Origin of the sequence: Pseudomonas kurunegalensis, from assembly GCF_030291635.1 — a bacterium.
Lineage (GTDB): Bacteria > Pseudomonadota > Gammaproteobacteria > Pseudomonadales > Pseudomonadaceae > Aquipseudomonas > Aquipseudomonas monteilii.
In genome coordinates this window covers 4,103,430-4,121,936 of record NZ_CP127871.1, presented here as the reverse complement: position 1 = coordinate 4,121,936, position 18,507 = coordinate 4,103,430, and the positions used below count along the sequence as shown (strand labels likewise).

Genomic DNA, 18,507 nt, shown 5'->3' with positions numbered 1-18,507 from the left:
GAAAGCTCGCGGCGTCTCTCTGCGCGCCGGGCGGCTGGAGGTCAATATGTCCGTGCAGTCGAACAGTTTCAACGGCGCCTTGGCGCCAAGCAGGTCGTCCGTGGTCGCCAGCTCCGGCGCTTGGACCACGCTATTCATTCTGACGGCGGTGTATGCGATCAATATCGCCGACCGTTATGTCCTTTCCACACTGATTGAGCCAATCAAGCACGAGTTCCAGCTCAGCGATGCATCGGTGGGCTTTCTCACAGGGGTGGCCCTGGCGATTTTCTATGTCGCCGCTGGCTTGCCACTGGGGGCACTGGCTGATCGCACCAATCGCAAGCGCATGATCGGCACCGCAGTGACGGTGTGGTCGGCGATGACTGTGCTCTGCGGCCTGAGCGGCAACTTCTGGCACCTGTTACTGGCGCGTATCGGCGTCGGGGTCGGCGAGGCGGGCGGTACGCCACCGAGCCACTCGATCATCGCCGACAAGTTTCGACCCAAGCTGCGCGCCTTCGCCTTGTCGGTGTACGGTATCGGCGCCAGTGTCGGTGCGTGGTTCGGTGCATCGGGCGCGGGCTACCTGAACGATGCCTACGGCTGGCGCGCCACGCTACTGGTGTTCGGGCTATGCGGGCTGCCGTTCGCGCTGCTGGTCTGGCTGTTCATCCGCGAGCCGAAGCGGGTGCATGACGAAGGCGAAGCCCGCGACAGCGACGCCACCACCTTCAAGGACGCGCTGCGTTACACCCTGCAACGTCGGGCGCTGTTTCACCTGATCGCCGGCGCTACCGTCATTACCTTCTGGGGCTGGGGCATCTTGTGGTGGGCCACATCGTTCCTGGTGCGCACCTATTCGATGACGGTGGGCGAGGCGGGGGCGCTGCTGGGGCCGATCCACGGCATCGCTGGCACCGCAATGATGGTCATCACCGTCCTGGTGATGTTGCTGTTGCGCAGCAAGGCCATGCACCAGCAGTCGGCGTTCGTGGCTTGGACCACGCTGCTCGGCACGCTTTTCTCTGTCGCGCTGTTCGCCACCGATCGCCTGGAACTGGCCCATGTGCTGCTGTGGTTATTCGTGCCCATCACCTACATCTACATCGGCCCGTCCATCGGCCTGCTGCAGAACCTGTATCCCGCCGGTATGCGCGCCAAGGGCTCGGCGATCCTGCTGTTCACCGCCAACATCGCCAACCTGGCGATCGCCCCGCAACTGGTGGGCCTGCTATCGGACCTGGTGGCACCACACCTGGGCAATCCGCAAGAGTCGCTGCGCTACGTACTGCTGGGCTGCGCCTTCACCGGCTTCTGGGCCGCCTACCACTACCGGGCCTGCGCCCGGCACATGAAAAAGGAAACCGCATGAACCAGCCTCTCAGCATCAACGCAGCGCAGGTGCGCTACAGCCAGCGCCCGCTCTCGGGCAACTCCCGGGTCGAGATGGGCTGGTCGATTCCCCTGGATGACGAAGGTGCGCTGCTGGCTGGCTTCGCCCGCTGGGATGGCGATGATTCGCCGTTCAAGACGCTGAACTACGACGAGGTGCTGATCGTGCTCGAAGGCACCTTTGGCTTTGAACTGGCGTCCGGCGAGCGTTTCGAGGGTGGGCCAGAGACCACGTTGCGGATCCCGAAAAACACCGCGGTGAAGTACTTCGGCTCGCAGGCGAAAGTCTTCTTCGTCATCACTCCTCCACAAGCCTGAGGCCAGCATGGAAGCGCTCAACATGGACATCACCCTAAGACCTCACGACGACCGAACCAACGGCTGGTCGGCGATCTTGCCGCCACGGCGTCCCCACGCCAGCCTGCGCCAGCAACTGGACGCCGACTGGCTGATCGTCGGTGCCGGTTACGCGGGGCTCGCCGCAGCCCGGCGGCTGGCGCATAACCGGCCCGACGATCGAATCGTCGTGCTCGAAGCGGGCGAGGCCGGTGACAACGCCTCCGGACGCAACTCCGGCTTTGCCATCGACGTGCCGCACAACGTCGGCAGCTCCACCGCCGAGCTGGAGAAAGCGGTCAACTACAAGCGCCTGATGAAGGCCGGGATCGCCTGGCTCGACGGTATCGTCCGCGAACGTGGCATCCAGTGTGACTGGAGCGAAAAGGGCAAGTACCACTGTGCTGCCGCGCCGTACCTGGCCGAGACCCTGCTGCGCCAGCACGCCCACGAACTGGAAACCCTCGGCGAGCCGTACCAGTGGCTGGAGCACGACGAGCTGTCGCGGCGATTGGGCACCTCGTTCTTCCACGCCGGGATCTACACGCCGGGTTGCATCCTGCTCAACCCGGCGGCGCTGACCCGTGGGTTGGCCGATACCCTGCCAGACAACGTTACCCTGTTCGAAAACAGCGTGGTGACCCGCCTGGAACGCGGGCGGAGGATTTGCGCCAGTACTGCCCACGGCGGCGTCAACGCCGCCCAGTTGATCCTCGCCAATAACGGCAGTGCCTCGCAGTTACCTGGCTTCGAGCGGCAGATGTTCAACGTTGCCTCCTACGGCAGCCTGACCCGGCCCTTGACTGCCGAGCAGCGTGCCCGCATTGGCGATATCGAGGAGTGGGGCGTGACCCCGGCCAACGCGGTCAGCGGCGCGACCATGCGCTACACCCGCGACCACCGGCTGCTTATCCGCCAGCAGTTCGATTTCACCCCGGCTATGCGGGTCGACGAGCGTGTTCGCAGACGCATTCGCGAGCAGCACAAGGCGGTATTCCTGGCACGCTTCCCTGAGCTGGGGGACGTGGCGATGGAGCATTTCTGGATGGGTTTTTTCTGCATCACTCGCAATGGTGCACCGCGTTGGGGCAAGATCGAGCCCAACGTCTTCGCCGCGGTAGGCTGCAACGGTGTCGGTATTGCCAAGCAGACCATCGCAGGCCTGACCCTGGCCGACCTGGCCTGTGGTGTGGAAAACCCGCTGATCGCCGATATGCTGGAGCTGGGCGCGCCGAGCCGATTGCCGCCGCGACCCTTCCTCGACCTCGGGGTGAAAGCGTATCTGGCCAAGGAACGTTGGGTCGGGAGGCAGGAATACTGAATTAGCGAGCGGCCATGAGCACTTCCCGAAAACGACTCCCCCCATTGCAGAACCTCGAAGCCTTTGAAGCTGCCGCCCGACACCTGAGCTTCACCCGGGCGGCAGAGGAGATAAACCTGTCGCAGAGTGCTGTGAGCCGGCAGATCAAGCACCTGGAAGAGAGCATGGGCGTGCGTTTGTTCACCCGCAGCCACAAGACCCTCGACCTGACCAAGGCCGGGCGGACGCTGCTGAACGGCATCGAGCGCAGCCTGGCAGAGCTGCGCCGTACCGTGGAAACCATCGAAAACGACCGCAGTCCTACTGTCACCATCAGCGCCAGCATGGCCATCGCCAGTTTCTGGCTGTTGCCGGGTATCGCCGAGTTCAAGGAGCGGCATCCGGACATCCGCGTGCGGGTGATCGCGGGTGATGGCGAGGATTACGCCGGCGTCCAGAGCGATGAAACCGACTTCACCATCCTCTACGACCAGGGGCACAGGGGCGGTCAGGTTTCCGTCGCCCTGTTCGAGGAAGTGATTTTTCCAGCCTGTACACCGGCCTACCTGAAGGGGCGGGAAATCGACAGCCTTGCCGACCTGTCGCGGGAGAAGCTGATCGACTTCGAGGTCAAGCACCTGCGCACGGTCAAGGGTTGGCCAGACTGGTTCAGTCGCGCAGGCTGCGAAACCCGCGGCATCAATTACACCCTTTCGGTCTCCAACTACGACCTCGCCTGCCGCGCTGCACTGGCCGGCCAGGGTGTGGTGTTGATGTGGGCCTATGTGGCGCCGCTGGCGGACTTCGCCAGTGGCACGCTCTTGCGGCCGGTCGGCGAGGTAGTGAACACCGGGCATGTGGAATACCTGGTGTATGGCAAGGCGCTGGAACAGTCCAGTGCGCACATGGTGTTCAAGGACTGGATTCTCGAATACGCACGGCGCACCAATGACGCTACTCGCGATTTTCTGGGGCTTGCCCCTCAAGCCTGACGTCCCTGTCGCAGCATGCAAATCCAGCATGCACAGCACTGAAAATCATCGTTTGTCCGGCCCCGCGCGGGCCGGCAACACTGGCGGCTCCTCATACAAGAACGATAAGAGGCTCCGCCGTCATGTCCCATCCAATCCGTTATCCCCGCGCCCTCTGCGCCAGTACCCTGATGCTGTTCAGCCTGCCCCTGATGGCAGCTACCGAGCGGGGCTTCGTCGAAGACAGTACGCTGCGACTGGTCAACCGCAACTTCTACTTCAACCGTGATTTCCGCAGCCGCGACGATGGTGTGTTCAACCCGCGCCAGCAGAGCTATCGCGAAGAGTGGGCGCAGGGCTTCCAGGCATTTTTCAGCTCCGGCTATACAGCGGGCACGTCGGGTGTCGGCGTCGATGTCCACGGGTTGCTGGGGCTGAAGCTGGACAGCGGCGGCGGCACCTCGGGCACCAACCTGCTGCCGCTGGGCAGCCGCAATCGTGCCGAGGACGACTTTTCCGCCGCTGGCGGTGCCCTGAAGCTGCGGGCCTTCGACACCGAGCTGAAGGTAGGCGACCTGTTTCCGGTCACACCGGTCTTTCGTTATGGCGACGGACGCCTGCTGCCGCAGAGTTTCCGTGGCGTATCGTTGCGCAACACCTCCCTCGACGGCCTGACCCTGCAAGGCGGACACCTCCATGCCGCGCGCAACAAGGCCAGCAGTAACCACGATGGCGAGATGAGCACTGAATACGGCGGCACCCGCTACGGCTCTGCCAGTTACCTGGGCGGTGATTACAGCGTTGCCGGCGGTGTGTCACTGAGCGTGTACCAGTCGCGCTTCGAGGATGTGTGGAACCAGACCTACCTGAGCCTGAGCAAGGGTTTCGTACTGGATGAGGGCCGTTCCCTGGAGCTGGGCGCCAACCTCTACCGCACGCGCGATCAAGGCAGCGCTCGTGCCGGCGAAATCCACACCGACAGCTGGAGCGGTTACGCGCGTCTGCGGATTGCTGCTCACTCGGTGATGCTGGCCTACCAGAGAATCGATGGCGACCAGCCGTTCGACTACCTCGGTGATGGTGATTCCATCTACCTTGCCAACTCAGTGCTGTATTCCGATTTCAACTCACCCCAAGAGCGCTCTTGGCAGGTGCGCTACGACTTCGATTTTGCCGCGCTGGGTATTCCGGGGCTGAGCTTCATGACGCGCTACCTTCGAGGCTCGCATATCGATAATTCGAACGTTGATCCGACGGGGGCGTATGCCTACTACTCAAGGCTCGGCAGCGGAGGAAAGCACTGGGAAAGAGATTTTCAACTGCAGTATGTGGTCCAGAGCGGACCGGCGAAGAATCTCTCTTTTGTGGTGCAGCAGACGATCCACCGTGCAAATACCGCTCAGGCAGATGGCGATGTCGACCAAGTGCGAATTATTACGCAGTACCCTTTGGAGCTGTTCTAGGCGATCTGGAGCAAGGTTCCGAGCAGCAGTCCCGCAGGGGAAGCCCGGCTCACCGAAACTGTTTGATCGCCCCATGGTATCGCTGGCTTGTTTCATGCGGTGTTTGCGGCATCCCTATTCTGGTAGAGCCGAAGGAGGTGATCAGCCCCACAGCCCAAACAGCACCAACGCCGCCACACCAAGCCCGACCGCAACCGAACAACCGCCCAGCGACAACGCCGCCCGGCCCTGCCGGTACCAGCCGTCGTGGCCAAGCTGCCGAGCCGGTGCCAGCAGGCTGCGCCAGCGCAATTCCGTTTCGTGAAACGCCTGCAAGTTTGCCGGGTCTGCATCCAGCCAGCGGCGGAAGTCGATCCGTTCGCACGCCGTTACCTGAGGGCTTTGCAAGCGCACATACCATTGCCCGGCAACACTTGCCAGTACGTCCCGGCGCGAGCGGCCGGCCTGCAACGCCTGGTCCATGTGCCGCTCGATACTGGCCAATGGCAGGTCGAGGCGGGCGGCGATGCTGGCGAAGTCCAGTTGATCGAGGCGGTTGAGCAGGAACACTTGCTGTACGCGCCGGGGCAGCCGCTTCAGGGCATACAGCAGGGCGTGGTCGGCATCATGTTCGGCAACCGGGCCTGGGTGCTCAAGGGGCAGTAGCAGACGGGTCATGGACAGCTCCTTGCTTTACAAAGGGGGAGGGGATGGGGGCATCTTCCTTGATGCGTGATCAGCGTAGACGAAACGAGATTGATTCTCAACTGCTGATTCCGCAAAGTTTTGTAATGAGCGTTCACGCCCTGAAACACCTTTGCTATCATGCGCGCCATCACGATCTTCATTAGCCTGAAGAGCCAAAAAAAAGACCCGGCAAAAAGCCGGGTCAAAAACCGTGATTAGCCTGATGAGGAGATAATCTGAGAGCGACCTAAGCTCCAGGTTATCCAGCGGATCTCGCGATCAGCTGAGTGCAATAATAATCGTTATCATTTGCCAGTCAAATGAATTTTCGTCCTTTCGGTAAAAAAGTTTTACCGATGCGCTTCCTTGTCCCGGCAATCGGGGCCTTTGCCGTTACGCGGCTATCACGTTTTCTCCCTTCTTTCTTGCCTATAACCCCGGTTCTGCGGCGCGTTTGTGCTCCAGCAGTGCGCGGGCCATGTCCATCATGTGCATCAGGGCGAAGGTCAGCTCGCGCTGGCTGCCGTGCTGGTGGGTGGCTGTTTCCTGGGCGGTGGCGGCAGCGCACCGCAGCAGGGCGATGGCGTGCTCCTGTGCCTGGTCGCCGGTTACGCCCTCGTGCAAGGTCCAGATCTTGTTGTCCAGCGTGGGGCGTGGCGGGTTGGGGTTGAGGTAGTAGTCGAGCGCGCGACGGGCTGCTTCGCTGTCGAGATCTGTTTCGTCGTTTTTCGATGGTTTCATCCTGATACCTGCTAGAGCCAGTAAGGAAAGGGGTGAACCCGATACTAATACCTAGAGTATTTTTATGCGTTTAGATAAATAATACTGAATGTTTATTGAGCGCTTGAAGGCAGTCCGTATCGTGCCAGCGATGAATATGGATAAATGGATTGCCCTCGTCCGCGACCGGATGGAGGAGCTAGGGCTCACCCAGGAGCAGCTTGCCGAGCGCGTTGGTGTGTCTCAAGGCAGTGTGGGGCATTGGGTGAACAAGCGGCGTCAGCCGAAGATCGAGTCGATGAACCGCACGTTTGTCGAGATTGGCATGCCCCATTACAACGTCAGCCTGCAGCTGCGCATTCAGGGCCAGGTTGGCGAGGAGCGTGGCGCCTACGGGGTGGATGATGCTGAGGACGACCTGGACCTCATGCAGTACATCGTGTGTTTCCGCTACCCGGTCAAGGACTGGAGTGAGTTGGGTGCTATAGATGCTGAGGAACCCAGCGTGTTCGAACAGACGGATTACCTGGCCCAAGGCAAAGCATTCTGGCTGACAGTTGAGAATGACGCGATGAGCGCTGTCAGTGGTCGCAGTGTGCCACAGGGCATGCGGATGCTGGTTGACCCTGGAGTGGAGGCTGAGGCTGGGCGTTTGGTTATCGCTCGTCAGCCGGGCAAGCCAGCGATTTTTCGCGAGTTGGCTGAGGACGGCGGGCAGCGGTACCTGAAGGCCCTCAATAACAACTACCCGACGCTGCTCTGTGAAGAAGGTTGCGAGTTTCTCGGAGTGGTCGTGCGAGTGCACGGTGCCTTCTAGAATGAAGGGGCTGCAAAGCAGCCCCCGCTGACCTCACTCTGTCAGCTCGACCAGCACCGTCCCTTCGCTGACCATATCCCCTTCCTGGCAGAACAGCGCCTTCACCGTCCCGCCATGCGGCGCACGAATGCTGTGCTCCATCTTCATGGCTTCCAGCACCACCAGCGCGGCACCTGCTTCCACCACTTGCCCCGGCTCGACCAGTACCCGCACGATGCTGCCGTTCATGGGCGCGCCCAAGCCGCCCTGATGGCTGTGGCTGGCTTCGGCTTCGGCAATCGGGTCGAAGGCCTCGATGGCGTGCATCTCGCCATCCCAGTGCAGGTAAAGCGTGCCACCCCGGCGGATCGCCAGGTGCTGGCGGCGCACACCGGCCTGGTCATGCACCAGCTGTTCGCCCACCAGTTGGTAGGTGGAAGTAGCGCTGCGCTCCAGGGCAACCGCCTGGTCCTGCCCACTGCTTACCAAGTGCAGGCTGGTGCGTGCCGGCAGGCCCAAGCGCAAGCCGTTGCGTTCACCCCACGGCGAACGGCGGTCGTCATCACGCTGATGCCCGGCCTGGCCTTGCAGCCAGGCTTCGGCTGCTGCCTCCCAGAAGCTGGCCGGCAGCGCTTGCGGCGCTGGCAACAACACCGCCTGGTGACGCGGAATGAAGCCGGTATCCAACTCAGCTTCAGCAAATGCCGGGTGGGCCAGAATGCGGCGCAGGAAGGCGATGTTGGTTTTCAGCCCGCCAATGGCGAACTCGTCGAGCATGGCCAGCAAGCGCAGGCGTGCCTGTTCGCGGTCTTCACCCCAGGCAATCAGTTTGCCCAGCATCGGGTCGTAGAACGGCGACACCACGTCACCTTCACTGACCCCACTGTCCACCCGCCGGCCTTCACCCGGCGCCGACTCACGGTACAGCGTCAGCTTGCCGGTCGCCGGCAGGAATTCGTTGGCCGGGTCTTCGGCATACAAGCGCACTTCGATGGCATGGCCGATCAGCGGCACCTGTTCCTGGGTAATCGGCAACGCCTCACCGCAGGCCACGCGAATCTGCCAGGCCACCAGGTCCAGGCCGGTGATGGCCTCGGTGACCGGGTGTTCCACCTGCAGGCGGGTGTTCATCTCCATGAAGAAGAACTCACCGCGCGCGTCGAGCAGAAACTCTACGGTACCGGCCCCTACATAGCCGATGGCCTGGGCTGCGCGTACTGCCGCCTCACCCATGGCCCGGCGCAGTTCAGGTGACAGGCCGGGAGCAGGGGCTTCTTCGACTACTTTCTGGTGGCGGCGCTGAATGGAGCAGTCGCGTTCGTTGAGGTACAGGCAGTTGCCGTGCTGGTCGGCGAACACCTGGATCTCTACGTGGCGCGGCTTGAGCACGTACTTTTCAACCAGCATGCGCGCATCGCCGAACGACGACTGGGCCTCACGCTGGGCCGAGGCCAGGGCGTCGGCCAGCTGGCTTTCTTCCTCGACCACTTTCATGCCCTTGCCGCCGCCGCCGGCGCTGGCTTTGAGCAGCACCGGGTAGCCGATGCGTTCGGCAGCGGCGCGGAAGGTGTCCAGGTCCTGCGCTTCACCATGGTAGCCCGGCACCAGCGGCACCCCGGCAGCCTCCATCAGCGCCTTGGCTGCCGACTTGCTGCCCATGGCATCGATGGCGCTGGCCGGTGGGCCGAGGAAGATCAGCCCGGCCTGTTCGATGGCGCGTGCGAAGCCTGCGTTCTCGGACAGGAAGCCATAGCCCGGGTGGATGGCCTGGGCGCCACTGGCCTTGGCTGCGGCCAGCAGCTTGTCGACCAGCAGGTAGCTTTCAGCGGCCTTGGTGCCGCCCAGGTCGACGCGGATATCCGCTTCGCGGCTGTGCCGGGCCTCACGGTCGGTGCTGCTGTGCACGGCCACGGTGGTCAGGCCCATGGCCTTGGCGGTACGCATGACCCGGCAGGCGATTTCGCCACGGTTGGCGACCAGCAGGGTGGTCAAAACGGGGCGGCTCATGGGCGCGGTTCCTTCTTGTCATCGGTTTGCCAGGCGGGGCGGCGTTTTTCCAGGAAGGCGCGCAGGCCTTCCTGCCCTTCGGCGCTGACGCGGATGCGGGCGATGGTGTTCTCGCAGTAGCGACGCAGGGCCGGGCTGAGTTCGCCGTCGTCCACTTCGCGCAGCAGGTCCTTGGTGGCGCGCAACGCCTGCGGGCTGTTCTGCAGCAGGTTGGTTACCCAGGCTTCGACCTGAGCGTCCAGTTCACTGGCCGGATACACCTCGGCCAACAAACCCAGCTCGCGGGCCCGCACGCCACTGAAACGCTCGGCAGTGAGGGCGTAGCGGCGCGCGGCGCGTTCACCGATCGCCTTGACCACGAACGGGCTGATCACTGCCGGGGCCAGGCCGACGCGTACTTCCGACAGGCACAGCTGGGCGTCTTCGGCGCCAATGGCCATGTCGCAGCAGCTGATCAGGCCCAGCGCGCCGCCAAAGGCTGCACCTTGCACCACGGCCAGGGTAGGGGCCTTGAGCCGGTGCAGGGCGTACATCAGTTCGCCCAGTTCGTGGGCATCATCCAGGTTGGTGTTGAAATCCAGCTGCGCCGATTGCTGCATCCAGGCCAGGTCGGCGCCGGCGCTGAAGTGCCGGCCACGGCCGCGCAGCAGCACGAAGCGCAGGCTGGCGTCTTCGGCCAACTGGTCGATGGCCACGATCAGCTCGCGGATCATCTGCGCATTGAAGGCGTTGTTCTTGTCCTCGCGGCTCAGCCACAGGGTGGCGAAACCGCGTGGGTCGCGGATCACTTCGAGGGTGCTGAAATCGCTCATGGGTCACATCCGGAAAATGCCGAAGCGGCTCTGTTCGATCGGCGCGTTCAGCGCGGCAGACAACGCCAGGCCAAGCACGTCGCGGGTTTGTGCCGGGTCGATGACGCCGTCGTCCCACAGGCGGGCGCTGGAGTAATAAGGATGGCCTTGGTGCTCGTACTGGTCGAGGATCGGCTGCTTGAGCCTGGCCTCGTCCTCGGCACTGAACGGCTGGCCGCTACGCTCACTTTGCTCGCGCTTGACCTGGGCCAGCACGCCTGCGGCCTGTTCGGCGCCCATCACGCCAATGCGTGCGTTGGGCCACATCCACAGGAAGCGCGGGTCGTAGGCGCGGCCACACATGCCATAGTTGCCGGCGCCGAAGCTGCCGCCGATGATGACCGTGAACTTGGGCACCTGGGCGCAGGCCACGGCGGTCACCAACTTGGCACCGTGCTTGGCGATGCCGCCTTCTTCGTACTTCTTGCCGACCATGAAGCCGGTGATGTTCTGCAGGAACAGCAGCGGGATGCCGCGCTGGCAGGCCAGTTCGATGAAGTGCGCGCCTTTTTGCGCGGCTTCGGCGAACAGGATGCCGTTGTTGGCCAAAATCGCCACCGGGTAGCCATGCAGGTGGGCGAAGCCGCACACCAGGGTGGTGCCGAACAGCGCCTTGAACTCGTCGAATACCGAGCCATCGACCAGCCGAGCGATCACCTCACGTACATCGAAGGGTTGCTTGGCATCGGCCGGCACCACGCCATACAGCTCGTCGGCCGCATACAGCGGCGCCACCGGGGCCAGGCGCTGCAGCTTGCCCAGTTTGTGCCAGTTGAGGTTGGCCACGCTGCGCCGGGCAATGGCCAGTGCGTGTTCGTCGTTGTCGGCGTAATGGTCGGCCACGCCGCTGGTGCGGCAGTGCACATCGGCACCGCCGAGGTCTTCGGCGCTTACCACCTCACCCGTCGCGGCTTTCACCAGCGGCGGGCCAGCCAGGAAGATGGTCGCCTGCTGGCGCACCATGATCGCTTCGTCGGCCATGGCAGGCACATACGCACCGCCAGCGGTACACGAACCCATCACCACGGCGATCTGCGGGATGCCCTGCGCGCTCATGTTGGCCTGGTTGAAGAAGATCCGGCCGAAGTGCTCGCGGTCCGGGAATACTTCGTCCTGGCGTGGCAGGTTGGCGCCGCCCGAGTCCACCAGGTAAATGCATGGCAGACGGTTTTGCAGGGCGATGGTCTGCGCGCGCAGGTGCTTTTTCACCGTCAGCGGGTAGTACGAACCGCCTTTGACCGTGGCGTCGTTGGCCACGATCATGCATTCCACGCCTTCGACGCGGCCGATACCGGCAATCACGCCCGCAGCCGGCACGTCTTCGCCGTACACCTCATGGGCTGCCAGTTGGCCGATTTCGAGGAATGGCGAGCCTGGGTCCAGCAGGCGGTCGATACGCTCGCGTGGCAGCAACTTGCCGCGTGAGGTATGCCGCTCCTGGGCTTTGGGCCCGCCGCCTTGGGCCACCTGGGCGAGCAGGCCGCGCAGGGCCTGGACTTCTGCCGCCATGGCGGCATAGCTCTGCGCGTACTCTGGTGCCTTCGTATTCAACTGTGATTTCAGAATCATCATGACTCCTGGCGCAGAATCAAGCTGCTAGCTTCAAGCTGCAAGATTGTTCGATGTTGTTGCTATAAGCGCATGTTCACTTGCCGCTTTTAGCTAACCGCTTGAGCGCGTCAGCGCGTCTCATTGAACAGTTCGCGGCCGATCAGCATCCGGCGGATTTCGCTGGTGCCGGCACCGATTTCGTACAGCTTGGCGTCGCGCAGCAGGCGGCCGGCCGGGAATTCGTTGATGTAGCCGTTGCCACCGAGAATCTGGATCGCCTCCAGGGCCATTTGCGTGGCGCGTTCGGCGGTGTACAGGATGACCCCGGCGGCGTCCTTGCGGGTGGTCTCGCCACGGTCGCAGGCCTGGGCCACGGCGTACAGGTAGGCGCGGCTGGCATTGAGCTGGGTGTACATGTCGGCGATCTTGCCCTGGATCAGCTGGAACTCGCCGATGCTCTGGCCGAACTGCTTGCGGTCATGAATGTAGGGGACCACCAGGTCCATGCAGCTTTGCATGATGCCGGTCGGGCCGCCGGACAGCACCACGCGCTCGTAGTCCAGGCCGCTCATCAGCACGCGCACGCCGCCGTTGAGCTGGCCGAGAATGTTCTCTTGCGGCACTTCCACACCGTCGAAGAACAGCTCGCAGGTGTTGGAACCGCGCATGCCCAGTTTGTCGAACTTGTTGCTGCGGCTGAAACCTTTCCAGTCACGCTCGACGATGAAGGCAGTGATGCCGTGCGGGCCTTTGTCCAGGTCGGTCTTGGCATAGATCACGTAGGTGTTGGCGTCGGGGCCGTTGGTGATCCAGGTCTTGCTGCCGTTGAGCACGTAGTGGTCGCCGCGCTTCTCGGCACGCAGCTTCATCGACACCACGTCGGAGCCGGCGTTGGGCTCGCTCATGGCCAGCGCGCCGATGTGCTCGCCGCTGATGAGCTTGGGCAGGTACTTGAGCTTTTGCTCATGGGTGCCGTTGCGGTTGATCTGGTTGACGCACAGGTTGGAGTGGGCGCCGTACGACAGTGCCACCGAGGCCGAGCCACGGCTGATTTCTTCCATCGACACCACGTGGGCCAGGTAGCCCAGGCCGGCGCCGCCGTATTCTTCCGGTACGGTGATGCCCAGCAGGCCCATGTCGCCGAACTTGCGCCACATGTCGGCGGGGAACAGGTTGTCGTGGTCGATTTGCGCGGCGCGCGGGGCCAGTTCGGTCGCGACGAAGGCGCGGACCTGGTCGCGGAGCATGTCGATGGTTTCGCCCAAGGCGAAGTTCAGGGAGGGGTAATGCATGCTGGGGCACCTTCTTGTTCTTGAAATTGGGTTACACCGTAGCTTGCGGATCCAACCCCGCCCCCTGTGGGAGCGGGCTTGCCCGCGAATGCGTCGGCAGGGTCACCGTCATTGCCTGATCGATCGCATTCGCGGGCAAGCCCGCTCCCACAGAATTCGGCGTGTTGCCTGCAAGTGGGTGTCGTTCATCACCTTTACGTTAACGTAAACCTGCATGCGATCACTGTCAATCCACTCATCACCTTTACGTAAACGTAAATCTGCGCCAGAGTATTCCCGCTGCTTCAGCCGTGCCCAGAACAACCACAAGAAGGGACACCCATGAGTCAACCGAGCTATACCCGCGGTCGCCAGGACCAAGCCTTGCTGACCCAGACCATCGGCCAGGCCTTCGATGCCACGGTGGCCCGCTGTATTGACAGCGAGGCGCTGGTGTCGCGTCATCAGGGCTTGCGCTACAGCTGGCGACAGCTGGCCGAGCAGGTCGATACCCATGCCCGCGCCCTGATGGCCCTGGGCGTCAACACCGGGGACCGGGTCGGCATCTGGTCACCCAACTGCGCGCAGTGGTGCATCCTGCAACTGGCCAGCGCCAAGGTCGGCGCCATTCTCGTCAACATCAATCCCGCCTACCGCGTGGGCGAACTGGAATACGTGTTGCGCCAGTCCGGCTGCCGCTGGCTGGTGTGCGCCGATGCCTTCAAGACCTCCGATTATCACGCCATGGTCCAGGAACTGGCGCCGGAGCTGGCCAGTGCCACGCCAGGCGAACTGGCCTGCGAACGCCTGCCCGAGTTGCGCGGGGTCATCAGCCTGGCGGCCAACCCGCCTGCCGGCTTCCTGCCTTGGCAAGCGCTGGCTGAATGGGCAGGGCAGACCTCGACAGAGGCCTACACCGCTCGTCAGCAAAGCCTGCAGTTCGACCAGCCGGTGAACATCCAGTACACCTCCGGCACCACTGGCGCGCCCAAGGGCGCCACGCTCAGCCACTACAACATCCTCAACAACGGCTTCATGGTCGGCGAAAGCCTGGGCCTGACCGCGCGCGACCGCATGGTGATCCCGGTGCCGCTGTATCACTGCTTCGGCATGGTCATGGCCAACCTCGGTTGCATCACCCACGGCAGCACCATGATCTACCCCAACGACGCCTTCGACGCCGAGCTCACCCTGCGCGCCGTGGCCGAGGAGCGTGCCAGCATCCTGTACGGCGTGCCGACCATGTTCATCGCCATGCTCGACCACCCGGTTCGCCAAGGCATGGACCTGTCGACCCTGCGCAGCGGCATCATGGCCGGTGCCACTTGCCCGATCGAAGTCATGCGCCGGGTCATCGACCAGATGCACATGGCCGAAGTGCAAATTGCCTACGGCATGACCGAAACCAGCCCGGTATCGCTGCAAACCGGCCCCGACGATGAGTTGGAGCTACGCGTGACCACCGTCGGCCGCACCCAGCCGCAGCTGGAGAACAAACTGGTTGACGCCGACGGCTGCATCGTCCCGCGCGGTGAGATCGGCGAGCTGTGCACCCGTGGTTACAGTGTGATGCTGGGTTACTGGAACAACCCCCAGGCCACGGCGGACGCCATCGACCCGGCGGGGTGGATGCACTCGGGCGACCTGGCGGTGATGGACGAACACGGGTACGTGCGCATCGTCGGGCGCAACAAGGACATGATCATTCGTGGCGGTGAGAACATTTACCCGCGTGAGCTGGAAGAGTTCTTCTACACCCACCCGGCGGTGGCCGATGCGCAGGTGATCGGCATTCCGTGCAGCCGATACGGCGAAGAGATTGTGGCCTGGATCAAGCTGCACCCCGGGCACAGCGCCACCGTGGAAGAGCTGCAGGGCTGGTGCAAGGCACGCATCGCACACTTCAAGGTGCCACGACATATCCGTTTCGTTGACGAATACCCGATGACGGTGACGGGCAAGGTGCAGAAGTTCCGCATGCGGGAGATCAGTGTGGTGGAGTTGGCGGTAAACTCTGTGGGTTGATGTGCTGCGTACGCTGGCTCTGCGAGGTCTGGCCCTGCTAATGAGCCGGTAGGTTCAGCAGGGTCGTTCTGTCTCGCAGCTGCATCCACAAGAGACGACCCTTGTGCTCTGGTTGACCATAATTGTTACTGTGAGCGAAATTCACTAATGAATTCATTTAAATTCTGTAAACGCCGCTCCAAAAACCATGGCTCATATTTATCCATTGAGGTCCAATAATCGTAGGGCCTGGCGGTTGCGAGTAAAGTATTTGGTACGTTGTCAAGAAAGCCTCTATGGAGTTTATTTAGTCTTGCATCTGCATGGTAGTTTTCAGGCCGTCCACGCACGATTCGTTCGGCATGGTCGGCAGCGGCGTTCCGCGACAGGCTGAATAACCATTCCTCCGTCAAGGAATCTCGACTTCTTAGGTATTGTTCAGGGGCAAAAAAGGCATCCTCCAGGTCGCCGGAGGATAAGTGCATAGCTACCGATTTGAAGTTGCCTGGTTCAATTTCGGAGATTTCTCTGAGTAGTGCTACTGCGGATCGCCTGCTGGTATTGCTCTTTTGTAAGAGTGTTTCTTCTAATTCTTTTCCAGCACGGATGAGTTTATAGTCTTCTCGATGTAAGTTTATTTTTTGCGATGTTCTTTTGTGCCGAAGTATTTCAGTAAGTTTCTGATTCTGCTGGTTCCGTTTGGGTCTCTGAAGTTAACTGGATCCCCGTGGCAGTAACAGTATGAGTTTATCCCGCCCTTGCTGAATGGGCTAAGTCTGTCCGGTGAGGTAAATCTCAACAGTGCCGTACTAAGTGAGCGGCGCCCTTGGCCAAGGTGGTAAAGATTCGTGAAGGCGTCAAGACTATAACCGTTGAAACCCTTGATTTGGGGTGAGTTGACATGCTGTTTAGCGTAGCCGTAGACAGTATAGTTAATGTTACGTACTGCGTGCGGCAAGTGCACGCTTGATACTGAATCGCTTGAGTCAGTTTGAAGTAGCTGGGTGGTCCGAGCGTCAGATGTGTATGAGTGCTCAGCCAGAGGCAATTGCCTCCACTGGAAGCAGTGCTGGTTGTTTCCAGGGCGCAGCACATTGACCAAATGATCGTTATTGTAAAAATATCGATGTGTTGATGTCATTTTGTGAGATCTCGATGGCGTATAAATTTAGTGGTGGTCCCGTTCAAATGAGTCTGGACTAAAGTCACTGATGAGCGATTCGGTATTTTTGACACCGTTCACATCTGAATGCAGCTGGCTGGCATCGATAAAGACGTTCAGGGCAGTGCTGGAAGCATTACGCCGCATGCGGACCTTGTGGCGGGACGCGAGCAGTTTCAATGCATATTCGAATTTGTTCGGGCTGATATCCTCCAATCGGGTTCCCGAAGATGGAGCGACTACCCCCGCATCCTGCAGGCAATCAAACACGTCGCGCTCGCTTAGCGGATGCTTGCGTTGGCCAATCAGGTTCACGATGCCACCGCCTTCGGAACAAGAAGGTTCGATGATCATGCGGGTTCTCAGTTGCGCGCAACTGGCAAAAATATCAGTTCCCGTGGTCTACCCTTAGGCTTTCACCGGTGGCTCCTGGCTCGGCGGGTCGCCCACCGTCGGCGGCACAGTCGGCCTGATCGGCAGTTCGTCCGGTTCTTCTTCCGGCACGGGCGGCGGCAAGCTGGGGTCGTCGATGTTGGGATCGGGGGTTTCCGGTGGAATGGGAATGTTCATGGCCTGACCTCGCGTGGGTGAATGAAGAGGTGCTGCAGGCTTCGACTTCGCGCAGCTGCCGTTCGCTCAATTTTTTGCGCCCCGCCCGAGCAGAGGGGGCAGTTAAGCGAAACAGGTGCCGAGGTTATAGGATGATGCTCGACTCATGGGTCAATCGTTGCACTGTTGTTTAAAGTTATCTTGAACCAAGTCGTGGTTGTGCGCATACCCTTGTTCAATAATCATAGGTCTTGAAATGAGTTTGCCCGCGCGCTAGTGCGTTGCGAATTCCATTGGCGCGTTTAATGTTTGACGCTAGCTTGAATTCGGGCATGGCGTAGTCTCTGGTATCTTTTTGTTGATAAGGTCTGTTCGCTCTCAATATGGAATCTTCTAATGCGCCAAGGAAGAACATCGCGTCATCATTCAATTTTCCGTCAGTGTGGTAGCTCAGATTTCCAAGCATCACGTTATCATGATGTTTCACAAAGGCCTTGGCGGCAATGTGGCTTGTCCATATTTTCCGTGGGTCGTTGTCAGGGAGGTGGAGTGTTGCGTTTTCAAGATCTCTAGGCATAAATGGCGAGATTTTTTTTTCGAACAGCAGTGGTTCGGACTTTGAGTCATTGATTAGTCGAGTAATGACGTCTAATTGAGTTGGGCGCTCAGAGGCCAGAAAATCGTTTCTGGAAGACTGCATGTTAATTTCAGTAGGTGCTCGCCACCTATCTGGAGCACGCTTCTTCTGAACAGTTTTTCTCACGCCTGCGGCTCCAGTTGGGTCGATTCGGTTAACCGGGTCCCCATTGCAGTACGCATAAGTATTCATCCCGCCCCGTCCAAATGGACTGAAGCGATCTGTGCTAGTAAACCTCATCAGTGCAGGGCTATAAGCGCGATACCCTTGCCCGAGCTGGTAGCAATGTGTGTGAATGTTAAAGAACTCTCCGTTGAAACCTGTTAAGCAGGAGCTCTGGGTCAGTATCTTGCTGTAGCCGTAAGCATTGTAATTGACATGGCTGGTAGCGGTAGTCGTGTTCGTTGATCGCATAGGCTTTTCTCTGTCGAGTCTGAGACACATCAGGACGCTAACGCCGAAGTGGCTTGTCGGGCCATTTTTATCGACCAGGAATTGATGCTGTTTGCATGTTTGCCTTGAGTTAACTCGAGGCTATTTATGTTGCGTACTGCTACACGCGTGCTTTCAAATATTGATGCTCATTTTGTAAAATTATGAATCCACAGCACAACTGGCAGAATTATCAGGTGCCGTGGTCTACCCTCAAGCTTTCAACGGTGGCTCCTGGCTCGGCGGGTCGCCCCTCTACCGCCATCGGCACAGGCGGCAAGCTGGGGTCGTCGATGTTGGGATCGGGGGTTTCCGGTGGAATGGGAATGTTCATGGCCTGACCTCGCGTGGGTGAATGAAGAGGTGCTGCAGGCTTCGACTTCGCGCAGCTGCCGTTCGCTCAATTTTTTTGAACCC

Annotated in this window: 18 protein-coding genes and 1 pseudogene; 7 read left to right on the top strand and 12 right to left on the bottom strand. The window is 60.9% G+C overall.

All coding sequences use genetic code 11. From position 1 onward, the window contains the following. Positions 1–46 precede the first annotated feature (46 nt). From QQ992_RS18850 to QQ992_RS18830, 5 genes are all read left to right on the top strand, one after another. Complete coding sequence (locus QQ992_RS18850) at positions 47–1,354, top strand: spinster family MFS transporter (protein WP_286110689.1); 1,308 nt, start codon at positions 47–49, stop codon at positions 1,352–1,354. Then, positions 1,351–1,692, top strand: coding sequence for a cupin domain-containing protein (locus QQ992_RS18845; protein WP_286110688.1), 342 nt, complete (start codon positions 1,351–1,353; stop codon positions 1,690–1,692). The genes QQ992_RS18850 and QQ992_RS18845 overlap by 4 nt, the downstream gene beginning before the upstream one ends. A 7-nt stretch (positions 1,693–1,699) precedes the next feature. Then, complete coding sequence (locus QQ992_RS18840; protein ID WP_286110687.1) at positions 1,700–3,031, top strand: NAD(P)/FAD-dependent oxidoreductase; 1,332 nt, start codon at positions 1,700–1,702, stop codon at positions 3,029–3,031. A 14-nt stretch (positions 3,032–3,045) separates the two neighbouring features. Then, positions 3,046–4,002 (top strand): LysR substrate-binding domain-containing protein, encoded by a 957-nt coding sequence (locus QQ992_RS18835; protein ID WP_286110686.1) that lies wholly within the window; start codon positions 3,046–3,048, stop codon positions 4,000–4,002. A gap of 122 nt (positions 4,003–4,124) precedes the next feature. Next, on the top strand, positions 4,125–5,444 hold the full coding sequence (locus QQ992_RS18830; protein WP_286110685.1) for an OprD family porin: 1,320 nt from the start codon (positions 4,125–4,127) through the stop codon (positions 5,442–5,444). 141 nt (positions 5,445–5,585) lie between these two features. Here the strand turns inward: QQ992_RS18830 and QQ992_RS18825 are convergent, their stop codons facing one another. Together QQ992_RS18825 and QQ992_RS18820 are read right to left on the bottom strand one after the other, a co-directional pair. Beyond that, complete coding sequence (locus QQ992_RS18825; RefSeq protein ID WP_286110684.1) at positions 5,586–6,101, bottom strand: DUF4880 domain-containing protein; 516 nt, start codon at positions 6,099–6,101, stop codon at positions 5,586–5,588. A gap of 438 nt (positions 6,102–6,539) precedes the next feature. Beyond that, complete coding sequence (locus QQ992_RS18820) at positions 6,540–6,851, bottom strand: DUF6124 family protein (RefSeq protein WP_016711549.1); 312 nt, start codon at positions 6,849–6,851, stop codon at positions 6,540–6,542. A gap of 88 nt (positions 6,852–6,939) precedes the next feature. On the opposite strand from QQ992_RS18820, the gene QQ992_RS18815 reads away from it, so the two are divergent. Then, on the top strand, positions 6,940–7,647 hold the full coding sequence (locus tag QQ992_RS18815) for a LexA family transcriptional regulator (protein ID WP_286110683.1): 708 nt from the start codon (positions 6,940–6,942) through the stop codon (positions 7,645–7,647). 33 nt (positions 7,648–7,680) lie between these two features. Here the strand turns inward: QQ992_RS18815 and QQ992_RS18810 are convergent, their stop codons facing one another. From QQ992_RS18810 to QQ992_RS18795, 4 genes are all read right to left on the bottom strand, one after another. Further along, a complete protein-coding gene (locus tag QQ992_RS18810; RefSeq protein WP_286110682.1) occupies positions 7,681–9,633 on the bottom strand; it encodes an acetyl/propionyl/methylcrotonyl-CoA carboxylase subunit alpha in 1,953 nt (650 codons plus the stop codon). Then, entirely contained in the window at positions 9,630–10,445 is an 816-nt protein-coding gene (locus QQ992_RS18805) for a gamma-carboxygeranoyl-CoA hydratase (protein ID WP_286110681.1), read from the bottom strand. The genes QQ992_RS18810 and QQ992_RS18805 overlap by 4 nt, the downstream gene beginning before the upstream one ends. 3 nt (positions 10,446–10,448) lie before the next feature. Beyond that, positions 10,449–12,056, bottom strand: coding sequence for a carboxyl transferase domain-containing protein (locus QQ992_RS18800; protein WP_286110680.1), 1,608 nt, complete (start codon positions 12,054–12,056; stop codon positions 10,449–10,451). A gap of 107 nt (positions 12,057–12,163) precedes the next feature. After that, a complete protein-coding gene (locus tag QQ992_RS18795) occupies positions 12,164–13,327 on the bottom strand; it encodes an isovaleryl-CoA dehydrogenase (RefSeq protein WP_105946579.1) in 1,164 nt (387 codons plus the stop codon). Between the two features lie 321 nt (positions 13,328–13,648). On the opposite strand from QQ992_RS18795, the gene QQ992_RS18790 reads away from it, so the two are divergent. Then, positions 13,649–15,331 (top strand): AMP-binding protein, encoded by a 1,683-nt coding sequence (locus QQ992_RS18790; protein ID WP_286110679.1) that lies wholly within the window; start codon positions 13,649–13,651, stop codon positions 15,329–15,331. A gap of 613 nt (positions 15,332–15,944) precedes the next feature. Here the strand turns inward: QQ992_RS18790 and QQ992_RS27990 are convergent. The 6 genes and pseudogenes from QQ992_RS27990 to QQ992_RS18770 all read right to left on the bottom strand — a co-directional run bounded on the left by QQ992_RS27990 (position 15,945) and on the right by QQ992_RS18770 (position 18,424). After that, entirely contained in the window at positions 15,945–16,451 is a 507-nt protein-coding gene (locus tag QQ992_RS27990) for an RHS repeat-associated core domain-containing protein (RefSeq protein ID WP_350156233.1), read from the bottom strand. 27 nt (positions 16,452–16,478) lie between these two features. Continuing rightward, on the bottom strand, positions 16,479–16,826 hold the full coding sequence (locus QQ992_RS18785; protein ID WP_286110678.1) for a hypothetical protein: 348 nt from the start codon (positions 16,824–16,826) through the stop codon (positions 16,479–16,481). A gap of 54 nt (positions 16,827–16,880) precedes the next feature. Continuing rightward, positions 16,881–17,042: a hypothetical protein gene (locus tag QQ992_RS18780; protein WP_286110677.1), complete on the bottom strand. Its 162-nt coding sequence runs from the start codon at positions 17,040–17,042 to the stop codon at positions 16,881–16,883. Between the two features lie 214 nt (positions 17,043–17,256). Beyond that, positions 17,257–17,850: an RHS repeat-associated core domain-containing protein gene (locus QQ992_RS18775; RefSeq protein ID WP_433963128.1), complete on the bottom strand. Its 594-nt coding sequence runs from the start codon at positions 17,848–17,850 to the stop codon at positions 17,257–17,259. A 3-nt stretch (positions 17,851–17,853) separates the two neighbouring features. Beyond that, positions 17,854–18,072, bottom strand: a pseudogene (locus tag QQ992_RS28150) (RHS repeat-associated core domain-containing protein); the annotation flags it as partial. 211 nt (positions 18,073–18,283) lie between these two features. Continuing rightward, positions 18,284–18,424 carry a hypothetical protein gene (locus QQ992_RS18770; RefSeq protein ID WP_286114015.1) on the bottom strand — a complete coding sequence of 47 codons (141 nt, stop codon included), beginning with the start codon at positions 18,422–18,424 and terminating at the stop codon, positions 18,284–18,286. Positions 18,425–18,507 lie beyond the last annotated feature (83 nt).

Coding starts and splice junctions, on each gene's coding strand:
- QQ992_RS18850 (WP_286110689.1), top strand. CDS start 47: ATGTCCGTGCAGTCGAACAGTTTCAACGGCGCCTTGGCGCCAAGCAGG.
- QQ992_RS18845 (WP_286110688.1), top strand. CDS start 1,351: ATGAACCAGCCTCTCAGCATCAACGCAGCGCAGGTGCGCTACAGCCAG.
- QQ992_RS18840 (WP_286110687.1), top strand. CDS start 1,700: ATGGAAGCGCTCAACATGGACATCACCCTAAGACCTCACGACGACCGA.
- QQ992_RS18835 (WP_286110686.1), top strand. CDS start 3,046: ATGAGCACTTCCCGAAAACGACTCCCCCCATTGCAGAACCTCGAAGCC.
- QQ992_RS18830 (WP_286110685.1), top strand. CDS start 4,125: ATGTCCCATCCAATCCGTTATCCCCGCGCCCTCTGCGCCAGTACCCTG.
- QQ992_RS18825 (WP_286110684.1), bottom strand. CDS start 6,101: ATGACCCGTCTGCTACTGCCCCTTGAGCACCCAGGCCCGGTTGCCGAA.
- QQ992_RS18820 (WP_016711549.1), bottom strand. CDS start 6,851: ATGAAACCATCGAAAAACGACGAAACAGATCTCGACAGCGAAGCAGCC.
- QQ992_RS18815 (WP_286110683.1), top strand. CDS start 6,940: ATGTTTATTGAGCGCTTGAAGGCAGTCCGTATCGTGCCAGCGATGAAT.
- QQ992_RS18810 (WP_286110682.1), bottom strand. CDS start 9,633: ATGAGCCGCCCCGTTTTGACCACCCTGCTGGTCGCCAACCGTGGCGAA.
- QQ992_RS18805 (WP_286110681.1), bottom strand. CDS start 10,445: ATGAGCGATTTCAGCACCCTCGAAGTGATCCGCGACCCACGCGGTTTC.
- QQ992_RS18800 (WP_286110680.1), bottom strand. CDS start 12,056: ATGATGATTCTGAAATCACAGTTGAATACGAAGGCACCAGAGTACGCG.
- QQ992_RS18795 (WP_105946579.1), bottom strand. CDS start 13,327: ATGCATTACCCCTCCCTGAACTTCGCCTTGGGCGAAACCATCGACATG.
- QQ992_RS18790 (WP_286110679.1), top strand. CDS start 13,649: ATGAGTCAACCGAGCTATACCCGCGGTCGCCAGGACCAAGCCTTGCTG.
- QQ992_RS27990 (WP_350156233.1), bottom strand. CDS start 16,451: ATGACATCAACACATCGATATTTTTACAATAACGATCATTTGGTCAAT.
- QQ992_RS18785 (WP_286110678.1), bottom strand. CDS start 16,826: ATGATCATCGAACCTTCTTGTTCCGAAGGCGGTGGCATCGTGAACCTG.
- QQ992_RS18780 (WP_286110677.1), bottom strand. CDS start 17,042: ATGAACATTCCCATTCCACCGGAAACCCCCGATCCCAACATCGACGAC.
- QQ992_RS18775 (WP_433963128.1), bottom strand. CDS start 17,850: ATGAATACTTATGCGTACTGCAATGGGGACCCGGTTAACCGAATCGAC.
- QQ992_RS18770 (WP_286114015.1), bottom strand. CDS start 18,424: ATGAACATTCCCATTCCACCGGAAACCCCCGATCCCAACATCGACGAC.